Below are 18,354 nucleotides of genomic sequence, written 5' to 3' on the forward strand. Positions count from 1 at the left end.
ATCGTTCTGGTGTTCGTAGGAGCTGTCACACACAGGATTACAGGGTGGGGATTCTCGATGCCGCTGCCCCGCCTCTCCTGCTATTGGTCCTCGGCAGGGCGTTGTCGCTGACCACGTACCGGTATCGGTCGCCGCGATCGCCGTCGTCGCCCGCTCGACGCGACATCAACCGGTACCTGCCGCGGATGCAGACGCTGCCCGCCTCCGTCACCGCACAGACCTACTGCACCATCGGCAATGTGCGTGTTCGGTGTTGACAGTCGCGCTGGCGTGGACCTTCTGCCCTTCACGACAGGAGCTCCGGGCGAGAAGCTCACGACGCAGCGAGGAATGCTGTCCAGGTATCGACTCCACACGACCGGCACGCTCGGACTACATCGCTGACGAGTTCGATGTCCTTGCGCCTGCTGCACAGACTTTCTCGCCTCCATACGCGACAACGCCTTCGTCGGACAATGACACGTCTCCACCGGTCTCGGCACCGAGCGCATCGATGATCACGCCGAGATGACGGTGCCGGGCATCGGTCGCCGGCGTCGGCATCTGCCGCGATTCATCTGTCCGTATTCATATCATCGGTTCCGGCAGCTTCCCGGCAGTGTATGTACACGAGTCAGGTCGTGGCCGTAATGGGCGAGCAACCGCTTGTCCATAACAGCGCGCCACAAGGGTGGCACGAGGGCCAACAAAATCATCACCGCATAGCCAGCGGGCAACTGCGGAGCTTCGCTCATCGAACGCAGAGTCTGATAGCGCCGAAGCGGATTGGCATGGTGATCGCTGTGTCGTTGCAGATGGTACAGAAACACGTTGCTGCACCGGTGATCACTGTTCCAGCTGTGCCGCGGAGCGACCCGCTCGAAGGATCCGTCGGGGCGGATGTCGCGGAGCAATCCGTAATGCTCGAGATAGTTGGCGGCTTCGAGGAACATCACGGCCATCACCGCTTGAACGGCGAGCCACGGAGCGACCGCCCAGCCGAACCCAGCTATCAACGAGATGAACAGGATCAACGTCAAGGCCCATCCTTGAAGAAGGGTGTTGTGACGCACACTCCACCACGATCGGCCGCGGCGAGCCAGTCGTACCCGTTCATGTCGCCACCCCGAACGCAGACCACCGAGCACCGAGCGGGGTAGAAAGCGCCAGTAGGATTCGCCAAACCTGGCCGAAGCGGGATCATCGGGAGTTGCCACCCGCAGATGATGACCGTGATTGTGCTCGACGAAGAAATGACCGTAACCGGACTGCGCAAGAGCGATCTTGGCCAGGTTGCGTTCGAGATCGGTGCGTTTATGCCCCAACTCGTGGGCGGCATTGATTCCCACCCCGCCGACCACGCCAACGGTAGCGGCCAGCGCGAACCGCTCGAGGGGACCCATCGGCGCAGTGGTCCACATCCAGCACGCGAACACCATACCGGCGTACTGCAACGGAAGATATGCGTACGTGCACCATCGGTAATAGCGATCATGCTCCAGGACGCGCAACGCTTCCTCCGGCAAGTTGGTCTTGTCCGCACCGGCAAGTCTGTCCACTACCGGAACCAGCACTGCTATGACCAGCGCTCCTGCCGCCCAGAACAATCCAAGATTCAGCCAACGGACGAGCACCCAGGCGAGGAACGGACTCAGCGGTATGAGCAGTGCACACAGCCACAGGTATCGATTGGGGTCTCTCCACTGCACGAGCACACTTCTTCCGAAACTCTTCTACGCCCCCGCCGACGAAACTACCAATAATTCGTACCCTACCCGATACCGCATGGAATATCCGAATGGACCCCGGCGGCGATGAGGGTGAAAAGGCCCTGACCACAGTCACCGAGAAATGGCGCAACTGGAACCAACATCATTGGGGACGTCGTTTCGAACGAATGCCAGGGATAGGAATTACTGCCTGGACCGTCTCCTGCCCCCGAAGACTCTCGGTATTCGTACCGCAATCCCGTGGCGGGCTCGGCGTGAAACTCATCCCGCACACCGAAGACGTGAAGATACGACACCACAGCCCATTCGGCACCACACCGGTTACAACCAGCGTCACGTAGACCGGCGCGGCCAGCGGGGCCGCCGGATGAATCCACCGGTGCTCCCCATTGCAGCACCCCCGCCCGCCACGATCCTCGCGGATCCCGCTGATCTCCTTGTATTCCGTTCCGCCGGCATCGTTCTGGATGACGTGGGATCATCGGCTGTTTCATCACTGCTCATATCGTGCCTTCGTCGGATGCCCGGAGTCCATGGCCCGCGCCATCGGCGGGATCACTAGCGGTTGGCCGCGAACGTTCTCAACCGCCCACGTGGTCCAAGATGATCCGCTTCGCGGCACCCCACGCAGGCGAGTCGACGTTTCCGAAGTCGCCATGACCGACACCGTCGAGCAGGCGCAGTTCGGCCGGATCACCAGCGGCCTGCGATGCTTCGATGTACTTGCGTGACTGCACCGGATCCACTGTCCGATCGGCAGTCCCGTGCACAGCTGTCACCGCCAGACCAACGGGGAGATGCTCGATCGGCGAAGCGATGGCGTAGCGGTCGGGATGGTCCTCGGGCATGCCGCCGAGCAACCCGCGCACGAATTTGTCGTGTCCGGCCGTGGCTGCGAGCGACAGGTCGAACACCCCCGCCATGATGGTCGCGCTCACCGGACGAATCTGCGGTTGCGTGCCCGGGGCGTCCGGGGGCAGGGTATGGCGTCCGGCTATCCAAGCAGCGAGATGTCCGCCTGCGGAGTGTCCTGCGAGGTGCACCCGGCCCAGGTCGAGGCGGCCGCCGGCCGCCTCCTGCACCGATACCGCAAGCGCTTCGGTGGCGTCGTCAACATCGGCGAGAGTCGCAGGCCATCCTCCGGCGCCGTCGACGCGACGGTACTCGATGTTCCAGACCGCTACGCCTTCGTCTGCGAGCGATTGTGAGAGCGGCTCGAAATACGACAGATCGTGTTCTTCGAGCCAGCCCCCACCGTGCACCATGACCACCACCGGGTGCGGTCCCTCACCACCGGGCAGGTGCAGGATCCCGAAGTTGTCGGCGCCCTCGCCGTAAGAGACACGCATTACTTCAGGCGCCATGACGCGCGCGGCCTCAGCACCGCCGCTATGCGACTCCGAGCAGCCGGCAGTGAGGACCGCAGCTGTCAGAAGCACGACGGTTCTCGGACCTATCGATCGGGTCGACTTCATTCGGCACACCTTTGTTGTCGAAGCGCGGAAATCTACCGACGCCGTTCCTGTTGCAATCCTGCACAATATGCCCAACCGAGGTGAGGAGAAAAACAAGCGGAACCGCGGTGACAACAAGCGGAATTTGTTGAAATCCCCGCATTGGACTCCACCGGCTTCCCGTTCCGTCGAAAATGCGAGGACTCGTACAATCCCCGGTACATCGATTTATGTGAGCATCGGGTACACACGCGTGCGGATTGTGGCGCAGCCCGTCAAGATCGACATGTCCGATCACTCGGCGAAATTGCTTCAAGCGAGATGCGGTGGACGCGTTCGTCGTGTGGGCTCGTGCGTGGGTCTACTGTGCGCACTCGGGTCGCGGGTGATCGCACGGATTCGACTAACCGCTCCATTGGTGATGGTCACGGTCGGGATCGTCGTATCGAGACTGATGCACGAAGACTTGGCCGACCTCCTGGATGAATCAGCCACCGAGCATGCGGTCGAGCTGATCCTGGCGCTGCTCTTGTTCGTCGATGCCACCGAGGTTCGTGGCGGACTCTTCGGCGGGGAGCGCGCTGTGTCCGCGCGACTGCCGGCTGTGGCGTTACCCCTCACGCTGCTCGGCGCCGTGGTGCTCGGAACAGTTCTGTTGCCGTCCACCTCGATAGCCGTGCTCGTCGTGGTCGCATGCGTGGTCGTACCGACCGATCTCGCACCGGCATCGGGTCTACTACACGATAGTCGACTGCCGGAGCGAGTACGTCGAACCCTGAACGTCGAGAGCGGTTACAACGACGACATCGTCGCGCCGGTGTTCGTGGTTGCCCTCGCGACGCTGGGAGAAAATCACGCCAGGGAAGGCACTGGTGAAGCGATTGTGCACGGCTTCCAGTCGTCGATGACCGCTGGTGTCGTCGGTGCTGCCGGCGGATTCGGAGGAGCCTGGCTGGCACGATCGGCGACCAGCCGTGCCCTCACCACACTGCGGTGTGTCCGCATCGGCGTGGTACTTCTGACGCTTCTGGCCTATGCCGCCGCTAGCGGGTTGTCGGCGAACGGATTCATCGCCGCGTTCGTCAGTGGTATCGCCTACCACGCAACACGGACCACGATCGGCGGCGGCACACTCGACGAGTCCGAGTTGGAGTTGGCGGAGGACCTCGCCATCTTGAGCAGTATGGCGATGTGGTTCCTGTTCGGGGCCACCGTGTCCTACCTGTTCGAGCTGGGTGTACCCGGAGGGGAGGTGTTCGTGTATGCAGCGGTGGCGTTGACGGCCCTCCGGATCATCCCGGTTCGCTTCTCGCTCCTCGGGTCCGATCTGCCGGCTCCCGACCGACGCGCCATCTCGCTGCTCGGGCCGCGAGGCACTGCGTCGATCGTATTCGGGCTCCTGGCGTGGCGAGGCATCGACGATATCGACGACGCGTCGCTTGTGCTCTATGTCATGGCCGCCACCGTCCTCGGCAGCATCGCCTTCCACGGCTTCACAGTCGATCGAGTCGGAAGACGCCACTCTCGAGAGGTCTCCGCCACACCGCAATCCTGAGGCGTCCGCGCACCGTGGTCGGTGCACCGGCAATCCATCCGGAGGCAGGTGCCAGATCACGATGATGCTGTGACGACGGCCTCACCATGGACCGGAGGTGATCACCCAGCCGAACCACAACATGCCGCCGACCGCTGCAGACAGCGCCACAGCTGTTGCCACACGTTCAAGGAGATGACCGGAGTCATCGGCGTGGGAAATGGAGCAGGACTGAGGTTCCTCCGGAGCCCTGGGATCCGCGACAGCGAAGATTTCGCCCCCGCGATACGGGCCGACCAGAGGATTCAGCGGGCGGCCGGCAACAAGCAAGCGCCAGCCGATGGTGCCGGAGTACTGGTCCAGTACAAGGTATCCGCCCACCGCGCCCGGACCGAAGATCTCCTCGCTCGTGACGATTGTGGCGGAACCGAAGCGGAGCTGGGCGGCGCGACAAGCGAGGGCGTCGTTCTCGAGGACGGTGAACCAGAGGTCGAAGGCCCTCAGCAACCGGGCGGCGTCGTCGGCAGCGAGAGCGGTGTCGATGACGACTGAGGTGTCCTGCCACACGCCACCAGCGTCTATGCGAAACGCTTCTGTCCCGGTGGACGACCGTGCAGGGTACACCCGTCCGAGTAGATGTAGCCGAGCCCGCATCCTGGAATAGGCACGGCGGGACGCGAAGGGAAGCGCTGACGCACCACGCACGTACCCGACGAGTGCGATCACCAGCGCAAGTACAGCAGCCGACCAGATGGCGATCACCCACGTCGGATTCTGGACCTCAACCGGGGTCGGCAAGACGACGGTGAGCAGCAGCACTCCGACGAGTCCTCCCAACACAGCGCACAGTAGGCATCCCTCCGGAAACGGGATGCGCACGTGCCGGCGGAAAGCCTCGGGAGTGTCGACGTCGGGAATGCCGGGGCATTGCCCGAGCTGCGGCCACGGAGCGGCAAACACATCGTCTGCGGTCGCCCAGGCCACGTCGGATCGTCCCGGCCACGGTGCATACGAAGTGGTGTGTGCCATGACAGTTCCTCACATCTGCGCTCGTTCGATCAGCGGTTGCGTCCCGGACACGGGTTCGGGTCAGCAGCCGGTCCCCGGTCCGCGCCGTCACTGCCACATGTGCCCTCGGTGTCCGGCCCTCTCACGAGCAGGGTGCGAGATCGCTCGAATCCCCTTCTGCCCAATGGTAATTCATGGCCGTCACAGGCCCCCAACGGTCGTCGTGTCTCAGTGCGTATTCCAGACATTGCGCGGCAACCGGGCACTGTCGGCAGAAGTTCAACGCCTTCAGCGTCGGCGACGCAGAGTGAGCCGAGTGACTGCACACCGCGCTCATGCGCTGCCCTGCCGAATCCGCATCGGGTCCGGACGATGGTCCGCCCTCCGATTTGGGTAACCCAGTCACAGAATGCCCCCATCAAGATGTGTAAATCTCACGCCGCTGTCGACGAGCGCGGCGAGCGCGGATCGCAGCCCCGATGCGGTACCAGATTTCGGCTGGTTCATGTGCGCAAGGACAATGGCGCCATCCGGTGCCGTGAGCACCTGCGTCTCGACCGTTGTCGCGGAGGCAGTGGCACCGAAGTCGGCATTGACCGTGAAGCCGGCGATCCGGACTCCGAGATCGTGCGCGATGGACACGGCGACATCCTCGTAGTGTGCGGTGCCGGCACGGAACCAGTTGCTCTCGACGCCGAGGCGACGCAGGAATTCTCGGTTGGATTCGATCTCCTCGATCACACCGGCCGCGTTCAGCGTGCCGGCGATCCCGTACGCGACCCGTCCGGTGACCGAGAGCGGAACATGAGCAGAGCCGTGGTTCTCAACGCGCAGTATCGAATTTGCGACAAGCTTTTCGGCCTCAGCGAGATTGGCCCTGATCCACCGTTCGTTGAGAAACACCGTCGCCGGAATCGCGTACTCAGCAAGCGCTTCAAGGACCCCTCCGTCGAGGGCCGAGCCGTGGGCCCCACTGCAAGCATCAAAGGTCAACGCCATGGTTCGAGTCCCGCGCGCTGGACGTGGCAGTGTCGACTCGATGCCCGGAAGGTCCGTTCCCCACTGCTGCGGAACTCGTCCTGTGTACCTGCTCGCATCGACGGCGGCGGTCGGTATTGTGCGGTGGCCGCACTCGGTCGGGTCAGGAATGCGGCAGGTGGTCGGTCTGCAGCGGAGGCGGGTTCGGGATGGCCGGCTACCGTAGCGCTGCGGTGACCACAGGCCGCGACCACAGCGGGGATGGCAAGAGCACCGAGGGCGAGTACGCGGCGCCGCGCCATGTTGGCGCGGTCAGAGACCCTGTGTGCTCTCCAGGACGGGTCCAGCGCGGAAGCAGGGAACGCGGCGGGAGTGCTGTCGCTCATAGGAGTACCTTCATCCGACTGCTCCGAACTCAGATGCTCGGAGCCGCGGCGGCGCCGACCGGCAGATTCTGCCAGGCGGCGAGTAGGTGCGGGTCTTGGATTTCCATCCACGCCACGACGTCGGAGTAGGTGGCGAGTAGGTATCGACAAGCCCGCACACCTCGGCCATGAAGTCGGCGGTAGCCGGGTTGAACGCGCTACCGTTCCAGTCGTTGAAGTGATTCGCGATGACCAACGATGCCCTGTTGCCGTTGTACTGTTCCTCGAACGTGTGCCGATAGGTTCCCATGGTGATCTCGGCTGCCCGCTCGGCGGTGTGTGGCTGTTCCTTCGCGCCGGTAAGGGTGTACCAGAAATTGTAGTCGAGGGCGGTCTGGTTCTTGCCCAGCGGCGGAGAATACACATAGGGGATTGGGGATTCCCAGATTCCATCGATCATCCGAGGCCAGGCGATGCCGGGCTCGGACGCGGGCATTGACGAATCCCACTTCATACCGTACTGATGCCATGCCGGGATCAGTTGGTCGAGTTCGCCCTCCAGACATTGGGTGCGGCCGCCGCGCACCTCGTCCGGAACGAAGGACAGATCAGGCCCGGTGGTGATGCCGTTGGTCATCAACGAGAAGAACTGGTCGAGCTCGTGTGCCCAGTTTGCGCTTGTCCATTGGTCACCGTGATAGCCGCTGCCGCTGCAGAAATGGCCGACGTAATGCGTTCCCCTCTCGTGGCCGGCCTGCCAGGTACGATTGAGATACCGGATTTGTTCGAGCACCGCATTTTCGTCACCCCCGAAGGCAATCGTCGCATTACCCGCTGCAGGCCCCGGCCCCTGATAGTGGTGCGCGTTTTCATCGGTGAGGAAGTGCAGACCGGTCATCCAGGCGGTGAATCGGGCGTCGACGCGATCAGCGGCGTCGAGGAACATGCCCCAGTTCGGCGTGAGGCCAACGCCATCGAAAGAGAACAACACGAACTGCGGTGGTCTCTGACCTTCTGTCGGGCGAGTCATCGGAACATTCGCTCGACACGCACCTTCACCGGTTCCGGTATCGCGGTCTGTGCCGGACCGAGTACCAGATCCATTGGGGTATTTGTAGTTCCATCCTTGTCGGCAGCAGTGCCGCCATCGCGGACCATCGTGCAGGCACAGAGAAAGGAAGCCCACACAATCGCCATCGTCGCTCGAATCCCCCGTGTTGCCATGCCCCAGATACCCTTCCCATCGATTCCAGACCTGCGCTCGCAACCGACACTCATGCCCTGCGCCAGTGCATCTGGACGATGCACGGACTTTTGCCAAAGCACTTGGTTCCGTGGTGGACCTGCCGATCCGCGGCGATCGGGGGTTCGCTGAGGCCGGCGCCGAGGCGGGCCGTTGACGGATCGGCAGGTCGCAGAGGGCAACTTAACCCACGAATCGGGCGGTCAAGAACAGGACACAGCGTGAGCAATGCGACATTCCACACCACACCTCCCTGCGATCTGCCCGCGAAACACGGAAACCCGCAGGTAGCGTGAAGGCTTGCACGCTGCTACAAATTTCACTTGTCGAGGGCACGGAGTTTCTTGTGCAGGAGATTCAGTGAAGTTGACATGGGGAAGTTCGCGATCGTCGGCATGGCAGGCGTGCCGCATCCTGGATTTCGAGTTCGAATGGGAGACAAGCAGATCCCGAAGACCGATACGATTTAATCCGGCACGCTGCGAATGGACATCGGAATAGCGAAAAACGGGTTCACGACGCCGAGGTTTCGGCACCGAAGTTCCGGACGGGACATCACCGGTAATTACCGTCAAGATGAAGTCTCACAAGTATCGCTGCTGTCGCAGCAGAGTCGACACCGAGGCCGGACACGTCGCGCGGGTCCACCGCCCACGTCGCCGCCTCCGCATGTGTCCCACGCTCGCAGTTCCCACCGACCGACCACAGGATTCCACGGCGGGATACCTGCGACGACGCGGTTCCCAGCTGTCACACCCACAACACAAGGAGACCGAATGCGCCTGTGTGCGCGAGCAGCCCTCACCGCCGCCGCTGCCGTCGCCACAGTGGCCACCGGATGCAGCAGCACCGATTGCACCGCGGCACCCTCGACGACCGCTCATCCTTCGGCTGCCATCACGCATTCGTCCAGCGCCTCAGCCGACACGATCACGCCACCGGTCACCCCTGTGGTCAACCTCGTTGGTCCCAGCCCCGCTCCGCTCCCTGCCCCGAGCCCGTCCTACCCTGCCCTCCCTGCCCGGGCACCGCTGCGCGACATCGACTGCGGCCTCGTCACCGGCAGCAACGGCGCCACCGCCAACGCCATCGCCGTCCCCTCCGACGCAGGGGCGCCGGCTGCGCACCGATGCGATCACCGTTGCCAGTGACTACGTCGGCGACACCCTGGGTGACGCGGCGACCGTGGACGGCTGGACCCGCCTGCGCGTCGACAGGTCTTTGCCGGCTGCTGGATTGTGGTGTGTCGATGCCCAACGCGGAAGCAATCACGACCACAGCCCGATCGCGGACAGGATCGGGGACAGGGGTAACACACGCACGCCGCGGGTGAGCAGGACGATGCTCGGGGCGATGTCCATGGCTGACCGCGACGAATCCGAGAAGGTCGCGGATCACCCACCCCGGACATGGAACACCACGTTGCGGTGCAGGACGAGCGCGGGTCCGACACCTATCGGATAGGAAGTGCCACGGCGACAGCAGGTGACCATGAGTCCTCGAGGAGGGCGAATCATACACCACCAGCACCATCCCACCGTCGGTGTGGCCCCACCGATCGATGCGATGCCGGCGTCCTTTCGCAGCACTGCCCGCAGCGGCGGCTCAGGAGACGAGACGGAAGATCGCCTATCGGGCCGCGGACGCCGGTACCGATCACGACATCGGGCCCACCGGACCGCGCAGCCCAATGCAGCCCGTCGGTACAACACCGCAGGCTTCGACCCACTGGACGCCTTCTCCATCTCGGACCGGCGTTAATTCCTTCTTCAAGAGCGAAGGTGTGACCGAGGCCATCACAGCGTCCTCCTGAAAGTGGTGTCAACAACGAAGTCCGTGGGTTCTACAAGTAGGATTTGTCGAATCGCTTCCATCCAGGATCTACCAGCAGAAATAGCTGGAGACGAATTCCATACCACATGGCATGGAAAACCGAGGTGCGACATACCCGCCTCTACCATCACCCGAATTTGTCCGTAATCGGCTATTGTCCAGTCGCCGTTGTCGATCTTGATGCTCAATCACATCTGTTCGACGGATCGGTGGAAGAGTAATTCGGCCACACGTATTCGAACTCGTCCGTTCGAGTGGTCAACACAAGGGGTACCTGATGACAATGCCGGAACCGCGTGCGCAACACCGACGCGAGCCAGAGACACGACCCGCAGGTCTGGGTGTCCGGTTCGCAGCACGCATTATCGACGCTCTCATCGTCGGAGTAGTCCTGTTCGTGGTTCTCATGAGCATGGGCAAAGGGAATGATCTCGTCGGCACCATTGCCGCTACCGCGCTGGCTGGTTTCGCCTACTTCGTCGCATGTGAAACGCTCATCGGGGCTACTCCAGGAAAGATGCTACTGGGGATCCGTGTGTACGGTCCCAGCTCCGACAAACCCACCATGACGCAGGCAGCCGTCCGCAACCTGTTCATGATCAGCAGCGTGATCCCTTACGTCGGTGGCGTCGTCGACTTGGCTCTTCGGATAATCATTGCCGTCACCGTACACAGCGATGTCTCGAAGCAGGGCATTCACGACCGATTGGCCGGCGGCACCTGGGTGCGCTTCGGGCGCTGACGCTCCGAACGACACCGAAAGGCAGGCCATGATCCGGAGGACGGCCCCCGTATTTGCTGTGGCAACATTCACGCCGTTGACCGCGGCCTGCAACGACGACAGCACCGTCGCACCCGTGACGAGCAGCCATACTGCATCGACCTCGACGAGCGTCACCCCACCGGACTCCGACAACGCCGGCACCGATTGCGAAGGAACAATCTGCACCAACCCCAGCCCCAACCGCGGCGCCGGCGAATAGCCCCGCAAGCCAGCACAACACTCCTGCAACGACCCGGACGTCTTGCAGCCACAGCCTATCGAAGCAGAAGAATGCGCTGGCGAGGAACGAAATACCTTCGACCACTAGGGCACACATGAAGAGGCGTACAAGGGCGGAGCTCTCGCGGCGAGATCTGATGTTGTGGGCTGCTGCAGCAACGGTGAGCAGCGCCTGCAGTGGAAACGGCTCGGATACCACCCAGCACGAGCTCCGACCATCTCAGGCTGCGCCTACGGCTACGAGCCCGAACAGGGCAACAGTTGACGATACGGGAATCGGATCCCGGTTTTCGAATCGTGTGCCGCGCGAATGGGGGACGCAACTGCCCGGTGTGCACACCGCCGTCCCATCGGGACACGAGTATCCGACCATTTCGCTGACGTTCGACGCCTGCGGTGATGCGAACGCGTCTCTCGCCGACGTCGCACTGCTCGATACTCTTCGCCGCGAAGGCGTTCCCGCGACGCTGTTCCTCAACGAACGGTGGGTCAGAGACCACCCACAGTTGACACGAATCCTCGCATCCGATCCGTTGTTCCAGATCGGTAATCACGGCACTCGCCATGTGCCGTTGTCGGTTACCGGACGTGCGGCCGTCGGAGTCGTGGGAACGACAAGCGCACATGAGGTGGTGAAGGAAATCCTGGACAACCAGCAGACACTTGCCGACCTGGCCGGGACACAGCCACGGTGGTTCCGCCCGGGTACCGGATACTACGACGACGTTGCTGTCGAGATCGCAACGGAATTGGGGTTTGCACTCGCCGGGTGCACCGTCAACGCAGACCGTGGAGCTACAGCCACTCCCCGCCAGGTCGCCGATGCGTTGGCCGATGCACCCGACGGAGCCATCGTGCTGCTGCACATGGATCGTCCTTTCGGGGGCACCGGCGCAGGACTCAGAACAGCGATACCACGCTTACGAGAACAAGGAGTGCGATTCACGCACCTACCCCAGCCGACCTTTCCATGACAGCGACAAGCTGCCCACCCCCGGGGCATCCTCCGCGACGCACAGTCGAGGCACCGCTCTCAGGACGAGGACTTCGACGTCAACCGAAATGCCCAGCCCGCCGTTTCCGATGTTTGAGCAGCAGCAGGAACCTTGACAGACAGTGATGACGAATATGTCGGACGCTTACCTGGATACTCACCGGCTTCGCCAGTTCATGGCCGTTGCCGAGCACCTGAACATTACAAGGGCCGCGGAACAACTGCAGCTCACACAGCAAGCCGTCAGCAGCACGATCAAGACACTCGAACGAGACCTCCGAGTGCCGTTGCTTTCACGCAATGGTCGCTCGATCGCACTGACACCCGCCGGCAAGGTACTTCGCGACGGCGGCCTGCCGATCCTCGACGCCACAGAGGCACTCGCACGAGCCACACGCGCCGCGGCCGCATGCGAACGCGACCATCTCATCATCGCTCACACCCCTGCCATCAGCTCGGATGAAGTCTTCGACATCTCCGAGCCCATACGGCGCGCCTTTCCCCAGGCCTCACTCACCGCCCGCCAGTGCTTTCCCGACGAACTGGTACCTGCCATCCGCGAGGGGGCAGCCACCGTCGGACTGCGGCGAGGCACCACCACACCACGCAATGTGGCTGCCGCGGTCGTGGCGTACACGGTACTGAACATAGCCGTCTCTGCTGCGCATCCGCTCGCAGCGAAGGAGTTGGTCACCATGCACGATCTTGCTGGTGAGAGTCTGATCCTGTGGGGTCCACCCGGCGAATCTTTTTACTCAGACTTCCTCATGGCGGTGTGCCGCCGCGCCGGTTTCGAGCCGAAGAGTGTGGTCAACCACATCCAGGGAACCGCCCCGACCACTGCGGTGATCGGAAACGACCACTTCGCGTTCGTGACTGCCGAACCGGGGGTGTATCACCACGGCCAAGCGGTGGTGATACCGATCCAGGACCCCCCTATGGCCCCGGTCCAGGCGCTTTGGCTACGCCACACGACACCGCCGCTACTACACCCATTGCTCGACAGCGAAGTGCATGTCGGGGAAGGGCGAAACGCATGCCCGACGCGTCCAGACAAGGTGTAGATGAAAGACAGCGGCGGTCCAAAGTGTCGCCGACGACCACTACTCTGTTTGCGAACATCTCGGCGCTTGGCTGGGCGTGTCAAAGGCTGACGTGGCCGAGCGTTGTTAGCGGTCCACTCCTCCCCCTTTCACCTACAGGACAACTCCCTCCACACGAGGATCGGACGCATCGATACCGCGGCCCCGACAGCGGCATGACCGGAGTCCTCTCGCTAGCCCTGCGGCCTATCCTCACCGACGGCGGAGGATTAACTCTGCCGCACCGATGTACGGCTGCCAGGCCGAGCCGGCAGCCCGCACAAGGCCAGTGGCGACCCAGTTGAACGCGCTGCCCACCAGCCCTCGTCGACCCACACCGTCAACGCCGAGGCCACACCTGCGACTGAGCGGACTCGCGTCGCCGTGCACCCCCACCTACATCTGGTGTTGGTGCCCTCCAGTCCGATCGCGGTCGCGGCTCCACCGAACTCGCGTCGTACTACTGTGACCGTTGCCGCGTTACCCACATCGGCGGTTCTCGGTGTTCAGAATCTGAACAGTTACCGAGTCTGGGATGGGCGAATATTACCTGGAACACACTCGTGTGAGTACGTTTGCCGGTCGGCGCCGACAGGGGCCTGTCGTGGGCGCCGTGGCCTGTGCCGGGAAAGGAGTCGCGATGACGAATCGGCTGCGTCGCAACCCTGGACGCATCAAAGACAGGATGCATCGTAGATAAGATGATCCGCGAGACAATCATCGCCCATGCGAGATCGAGAAGTTGCTCTACACCCATCTGGACGTCACCGATGCCCCGGTCCGTGAGCCCACGCTAGCGAGTACGGTGAGGACCTCATCGTGTGGATCCGAAAGCACGAAGAAGCACAGCCCATCGATCGCGGCGAGACGCGCGAGTGCCGCACCGAGCGTTTCGCCGACTACAAGATCTCCAGGTCCGCGTGCCCGATCGGTGAGATCCCGGCGGCCGCAACCAGCAGGGTCGTGACGTGGGCGCTGTCGCTTCCCGCTGATCGCCGGATACGACTGGAAGGGGAACGGTGATGCACGCCTTACGGCCGGAGATCGAACTGTCCTGGAAGCGCTCGCAGCTCAGTGGCATCGATCCGGCACAGGTCCCCGAACCGACCCTGCTCGCCCCGGCGGACTCGGCAGAACGGTTGCTGCAGGCCGCCCGACCTGTGCTCGATGACTTACGGGTGCAGCTGGCAGGCACGGAATGTGGGATCCTGCTCGTCGATCGCAACTGCTGCGTCGTCTCGCGGGTGTTCGACTCGGACGCGATGAGGTCCGCGATGGAAGATGTCGGGGTGCTGCCCGGTGTCGCGCTATCCGAGGAGACGTACGGGACGAACGCGCTCGGGACCCCCCTCGAGGTGCGTCAGGGTCTCGTTGTTCACGGCGACGAGCATTTCCTCGAGTCGTTCCGGCAGTTCAGTTGTTACGGTCACCCGATTGTGCATCCGGTCACGCGCAGAATCGAAGGCATCCTCGACATCACCGCGACCGAGAAGACGGCCAATCCCCTGTTCGTGCCATTCCTCGCACGGGCAGTCCGCGATATCGAGGCGCGACTGCTCGAGGGGGCACGCGAATCGGATCGCCGCGTGATGGACGCGTTCCAGCTCGCGGTCCGCCAGCGTGGCGTGGCCGTGGCTGCAATGGGGCAGGACGTCATGCTCACCAACAAAGCCGCCGTCGAACTGCTCGAACCAAGTGATCACGTGGCGTTGCGCGCGCTCGTGGATGACGTGCCGCCCGGCGAGACTCGGACGCTCGACTTTGCCCTCTCCGGGGGCGGGCACACCGAGCTTCACATCAACCGCGTGTCCGGCACCGAGAGCGGTGCGCTGTTCCTGCTCGATGTCGATGAGAGCCGCCCGCCCGTGCGTCGGCGGGCTACGCCTCAGGACGCGGCCTCCCGGATACGCGCCCGTATGGCCGAATTACGTTCCAGCACTGGCGCAATCGCCATCATCGGCGAGGTCGGCAGCGGTCGGAGTTGGGCCGCGCGAGAGTATGCAGCGGGACCGATCGTGGCCGTGGATGCCGCACACGTGATAGCCGAGGGCGAACGCACCTGGTCCGCCGGACTACTCAGGCACGTCGAGACCGGACCCGCGCACGTCCTGATCGAACACGTCCACCTCAGCCCGAACTCGGTACTCGCGCTGCTTGGATCGCTCGCCACGCGCGCCGACGGACCGAGACTCGTGTTCACCGCCGATCCCGTCGACACTGTCCGACCTGCGGTGCGGGACCTGCTTGCCCGCTGCGGCGCACAGGTGGCAGTGCCCGCCCTACGGCAGCGAACCCGTGAACTGCCGGCGCTCGTCACCGCGCTTGCCATCGAGCTCGGCCGTTCGGATATCCGTTTGGGCCCCAGCGCCTTGGCTGCGCTGTCGGAACACACATGGCCCGGCAATCTCGTCGAGCTGCGTGCGGTCCTCGCGGGACTTCCCGACAAGGGCGGCATCCCGATCCGGATCGAGGACCTGCCCGAGGCCTACCGTGCACCCGCTCGGGTGGCCCGCCTCGGCGGCCGCGAACGCGCCGAGCGGGAAGCGATCATCGAGGCATTGCAGGAAAGTTGCGGAAACAAGGTGCACGCAGCTGCCCGGCTCGGTATCAGCCGCACGACGTTGTACAGCCGGATCCGGGCGCTCGACATCACCGTGTGACCGATCGCTGTCCAAAGCTTGAACAGTTCCGTCACTCTCCCACGCAGCACGATGAACGTGTTCCGCATCATATGCATCGTATCCAGGAGGTTGTGGCATGACTGTCGTTGCCGAGCAGTCGGTTTCACCGCGCGTGCGCGAGTTCCTCGCCGGCACCAAGCTGCTGTACATCGACGGTGAGTTCGTCGATGCAGCATCCGGCCGCACGTTCGTCACATACGACCCTGCCACCGGCGAGCGCCTCACCGACGTGGCACACGGTGAGGCCGCCGACATCGACCGGGCCGTCCGGGCCGCGCGTCGTGCGTTCGACGAGGGGCCGTGGGCCTCGATGAAGCCGAACGAGCGTGAGCGTCTCATCTGGCGGGTCGGCGACCTGCTCACCGAGCGGGCCGCCGAGTTCGGTCAACTCGAAGCTCTCGACAACGGCAAGTCCGCCGCGATCGCGTCGGCCGTCGACACAGCCTGGGCAGCCGACGTCTTCCGGTACTACGCAGGCTGGGCCACCAAGATCGAGGGCAGCACAGTCAATGTCTCGATGCCGTTCGCGCCGGGCGGTCAGTTCCACGCGTACACACTGAGGGAGCCGGTCGGAGTCTGCGGGCTGATCGTGCCGTGGAACTTCCCACTGCTCATGGCATCGTGGAAGCTCGCACCCGCTCTCGCAGCCGGCAACACGGTAATTCTCAAGCCGGCCGAGCAGACGCCGCTCACCGCACTGCTGCTCGCCGAGATCTTCGAGGAGGCCGGCTTCCCGCCCGGCGTGGTCAATGTCGTACCCGGTTTCGGTGACGCAGGTGCCGCGTTGTCAGCACACGACGACGTCGACAAGATCGCCTTCACCGGTTCCACCGAGGTCGGAAAGAAGATCGTCGACGCAGCCAAGGGCAACCTCAAGAAGGTCACCCTCGAGCTCGGCGGCAAGAGTCCCAACATCGTGTTCGCCGACGCCGATTTCGATGCGGCCGTTCAAGGTTCGCTCAATGCGTGGCTCTTCAACCACGGTCAGTGCTGTGTCGCCGGCACACGCCTGTACGTCGAGAACAGCATCTTCGAGCGCTTCACCGAGGCGGTCGCAGAGGCCGCGAGCAGGGTCAAGATCGGTCCCGGGCTCGACCCCACGACCGAGCTGGGTCCGCTCGTCTCGCAGGAGCAGCTCGACCGGGTCACCGGCTATCTCCGCGACGGACTCGCGGACGGCGCGCGCGCTCTGACAGGTGGTAAGCGCTGGGGTGAGACTGGATACTTCGTCGAGCCGACTGTGTTGGTCGACGTGGAGCCGGACTTCAGCGTCGTGCGGGAGGAAATCTTCGGTCCGGTCGTCGCCGCGATTCCGTTCGATGCCGACGACGGCATCGTCACCGCCGCCAACGACTCGATCTACGGACTGGCTGCCGGCATCTGGACCCGTGACATCTCGAAGGCGCACCGCACCGCACGCCTGCTGAAGGCCGGATCGGTCTGGATCAACCAGTACAACGGCTTCGATACGGCCATGCCGTTCGGTGGCTACAAGCAGTCCGGGTGGGGCCGCGAACTCGGCGCCGCCGCCATCGACCTCTACACCCAGACCAAGGCTGTCAACGTCGCACTCTGACGTCTCCGGCCTCACCCCGAACTCATCAGGAGGACACATGAAGACCAAGGCTGCTGTTCTACTCGAAGCCGGAAAGCCGTTCGAGATCATGGAACTCGATCTGGATGGCCCCGGCCCCGGCGAGGTGCTCATCAAGTACACCGCGGCGGGACTGTGCCACTCCGACCTACATCTGACCGACGGTGACCTCCCGCCTCGCTATCCCATCGTCGGCGGACACGAAGGCTCGGGCATCATCGAGGAGGTCGGGCCCGGGGTCACCAAGGTCAAACCCGGCGATCACGTCGTGTGCAGCTTCATACCCAACTGCGGAACCTGTCGCTACTGTGCCACCGGCCGACAGAACCTGTGCGACATGGGCGCGACGATCCTCGAAGGATCGATGCCTGATGGCAGTTTCCGGTTCCGTTCCGGCGGAACAGAATTCGGAGCCATGTGCATGCTGGGTACGTTCTCCGAACGGGCGACGATCTCGCAGCACTCGGTTGTCAAGGTGGACGACTGGCTGCCCCTCGAGACCGCGGTGCTCGTCGGCTGCGGTGTTCCTTCGGGATGGGGAACCGCGGTGTACGCCGGCGGCGTCCGGGCCGGTGACATCGTCGTCGTCTACGGCATCGGCGGCCTCGGCATCAACGCCGTGCAGGGCGCGGTGCAGGCCGGGGCACGGTACGTGGTCGTGGTCGATCCGCTTGCCTTCAAGCGGGAGACAGCATTGAAGTTCGGAGCCACACACGCCTTCGCGACTGCGGAAGAAGCGGCGGTGAAGGTCAATGAGTTGAGCTGGGGTCAGGGCGCGGATCAGGCGCTGGTCCTGGTCGGCACGGTCGACGAGGAGGTGATCGCAGCGGCGACTGCCGTGATCGGTAAGGGTGGCACCGTCGTCATCACGGGTTT

The 18,354-nt window shown here is 63.5% G+C and carries 14 protein-coding genes; 8 read left to right on the forward strand and 6 right to left on the reverse strand.

The features are described from left to right. Nucleotides 1–572: 572 nt before the first annotated feature. Together ACN675_RS13625 and ACN675_RS13630 are read right to left on the reverse strand one after the other, a co-directional pair. On the reverse strand, nucleotides 573–1,694 hold the full coding sequence (locus ACN675_RS13625) for an alkane 1-monooxygenase (protein ID WP_420751346.1): 1,122 nt from the start codon (nucleotides 1,692–1,694) through the stop codon (nucleotides 573–575). 596 nt (nucleotides 1,695–2,290) lie between these two features. Next, nucleotides 2,291–3,058: an alpha/beta hydrolase family protein gene (locus ACN675_RS13630; protein ID WP_420751347.1), complete on the reverse strand. Its 768-nt coding sequence runs from the start codon at nucleotides 3,056–3,058 to the stop codon at nucleotides 2,291–2,293. Between the two features lie 337 nt (nucleotides 3,059–3,395). Between ACN675_RS13630 and ACN675_RS13635 the strand changes: the two genes are divergently transcribed. Then, entirely contained in the window at nucleotides 3,396–4,718 is a 1,323-nt protein-coding gene (locus ACN675_RS13635; RefSeq protein WP_420751348.1) for a cation:proton antiporter, read from the forward strand. Nucleotides 4,719–4,799: 81 nt separating this feature from the next. Here ACN675_RS13635 and ACN675_RS13640 read toward each other — a convergent pair whose 3' ends face one another. From ACN675_RS13640 to ACN675_RS13655, 4 genes are all read right to left on the reverse strand, one after another. Next, the gene (locus ACN675_RS13640; RefSeq protein ID WP_420751349.1) at nucleotides 4,800–5,516 is read right to left on the reverse strand and encodes a hypothetical protein; all 717 of its coding nucleotides are present in this window, start codon (nucleotides 5,514–5,516) and stop codon (nucleotides 4,800–4,802) included. Between the two features lie 331 nt (nucleotides 5,517–5,847). Beyond that, nucleotides 5,848–6,042, reverse strand: a complete 195-nt coding sequence (locus ACN675_RS13645; RefSeq protein WP_420751350.1) for a WhiB family transcriptional regulator — start codon at nucleotides 6,040–6,042, stop codon at nucleotides 5,848–5,850. 65 nt (nucleotides 6,043–6,107) lie between these two features. After that, complete coding sequence (locus ACN675_RS13650) at nucleotides 6,108–6,704, reverse strand: polysaccharide deacetylase family protein (protein ID WP_420751351.1); 597 nt, start codon at nucleotides 6,702–6,704, stop codon at nucleotides 6,108–6,110. 375 nt (nucleotides 6,705–7,079) lie between these two features. Next, a complete protein-coding gene (locus tag ACN675_RS13655; RefSeq protein WP_420751352.1) occupies nucleotides 7,080–8,078 on the reverse strand; it encodes a polysaccharide deacetylase in 999 nt (332 codons plus the stop codon). Between the two features lie 2,323 nt (nucleotides 8,079–10,401). Here ACN675_RS13655 and ACN675_RS13660 point away from each other — a divergent pair. From ACN675_RS13660 to ACN675_RS13690, 7 genes are all read left to right on the forward strand, one after another. Further along, nucleotides 10,402–10,866 (forward strand): RDD family protein, encoded by a 465-nt coding sequence (locus ACN675_RS13660; protein ID WP_420751353.1) that lies wholly within the window; start codon nucleotides 10,402–10,404, stop codon nucleotides 10,864–10,866. Nucleotides 10,867–11,459: 593 nt separating this feature from the next. Next, nucleotides 11,460–12,101 (forward strand): polysaccharide deacetylase family protein, encoded by a 642-nt coding sequence (locus ACN675_RS13665; RefSeq protein ID WP_420751354.1) that lies wholly within the window; start codon nucleotides 11,460–11,462, stop codon nucleotides 12,099–12,101. A 145-nt stretch (nucleotides 12,102–12,246) separates the two neighbouring features. After that, a complete protein-coding gene (locus tag ACN675_RS13670; protein WP_420751355.1) occupies nucleotides 12,247–13,185 on the forward strand; it encodes a LysR family transcriptional regulator in 939 nt (312 codons plus the stop codon). Nucleotides 13,186–14,022: 837 nt separating this feature from the next. Further along, on the forward strand, nucleotides 14,023–14,226 hold the full coding sequence (locus tag ACN675_RS13675) for a hypothetical protein (protein WP_420751356.1): 204 nt from the start codon (nucleotides 14,023–14,025) through the stop codon (nucleotides 14,224–14,226). Further along, nucleotides 14,226–15,863, forward strand: coding sequence for a sigma-54-dependent Fis family transcriptional regulator (locus tag ACN675_RS13680; RefSeq protein ID WP_420751357.1), 1,638 nt, complete (start codon nucleotides 14,226–14,228; stop codon nucleotides 15,861–15,863). The genes ACN675_RS13675 and ACN675_RS13680 overlap by 1 nt, the downstream gene beginning before the upstream one ends. A gap of 97 nt (nucleotides 15,864–15,960) precedes the next feature. Then, nucleotides 15,961–17,460, forward strand: a complete 1,500-nt coding sequence (locus ACN675_RS13685; RefSeq protein ID WP_420751358.1) for an aldehyde dehydrogenase family protein — start codon at nucleotides 15,961–15,963, stop codon at nucleotides 17,458–17,460. 37 nt (nucleotides 17,461–17,497) lie between these two features. Then, the coding region (locus ACN675_RS13690; RefSeq protein WP_420751359.1) for an alcohol dehydrogenase catalytic domain-containing protein at nucleotides 17,498–18,354 on the forward strand (857 nt) is incomplete at its 3' end.

This window comes from Rhodococcus sp. O3 (assembly GCF_048897285.1).
GTDB lineage: Bacteria > Actinomycetota > Actinomycetes > Mycobacteriales > Mycobacteriaceae > Rhodococcus.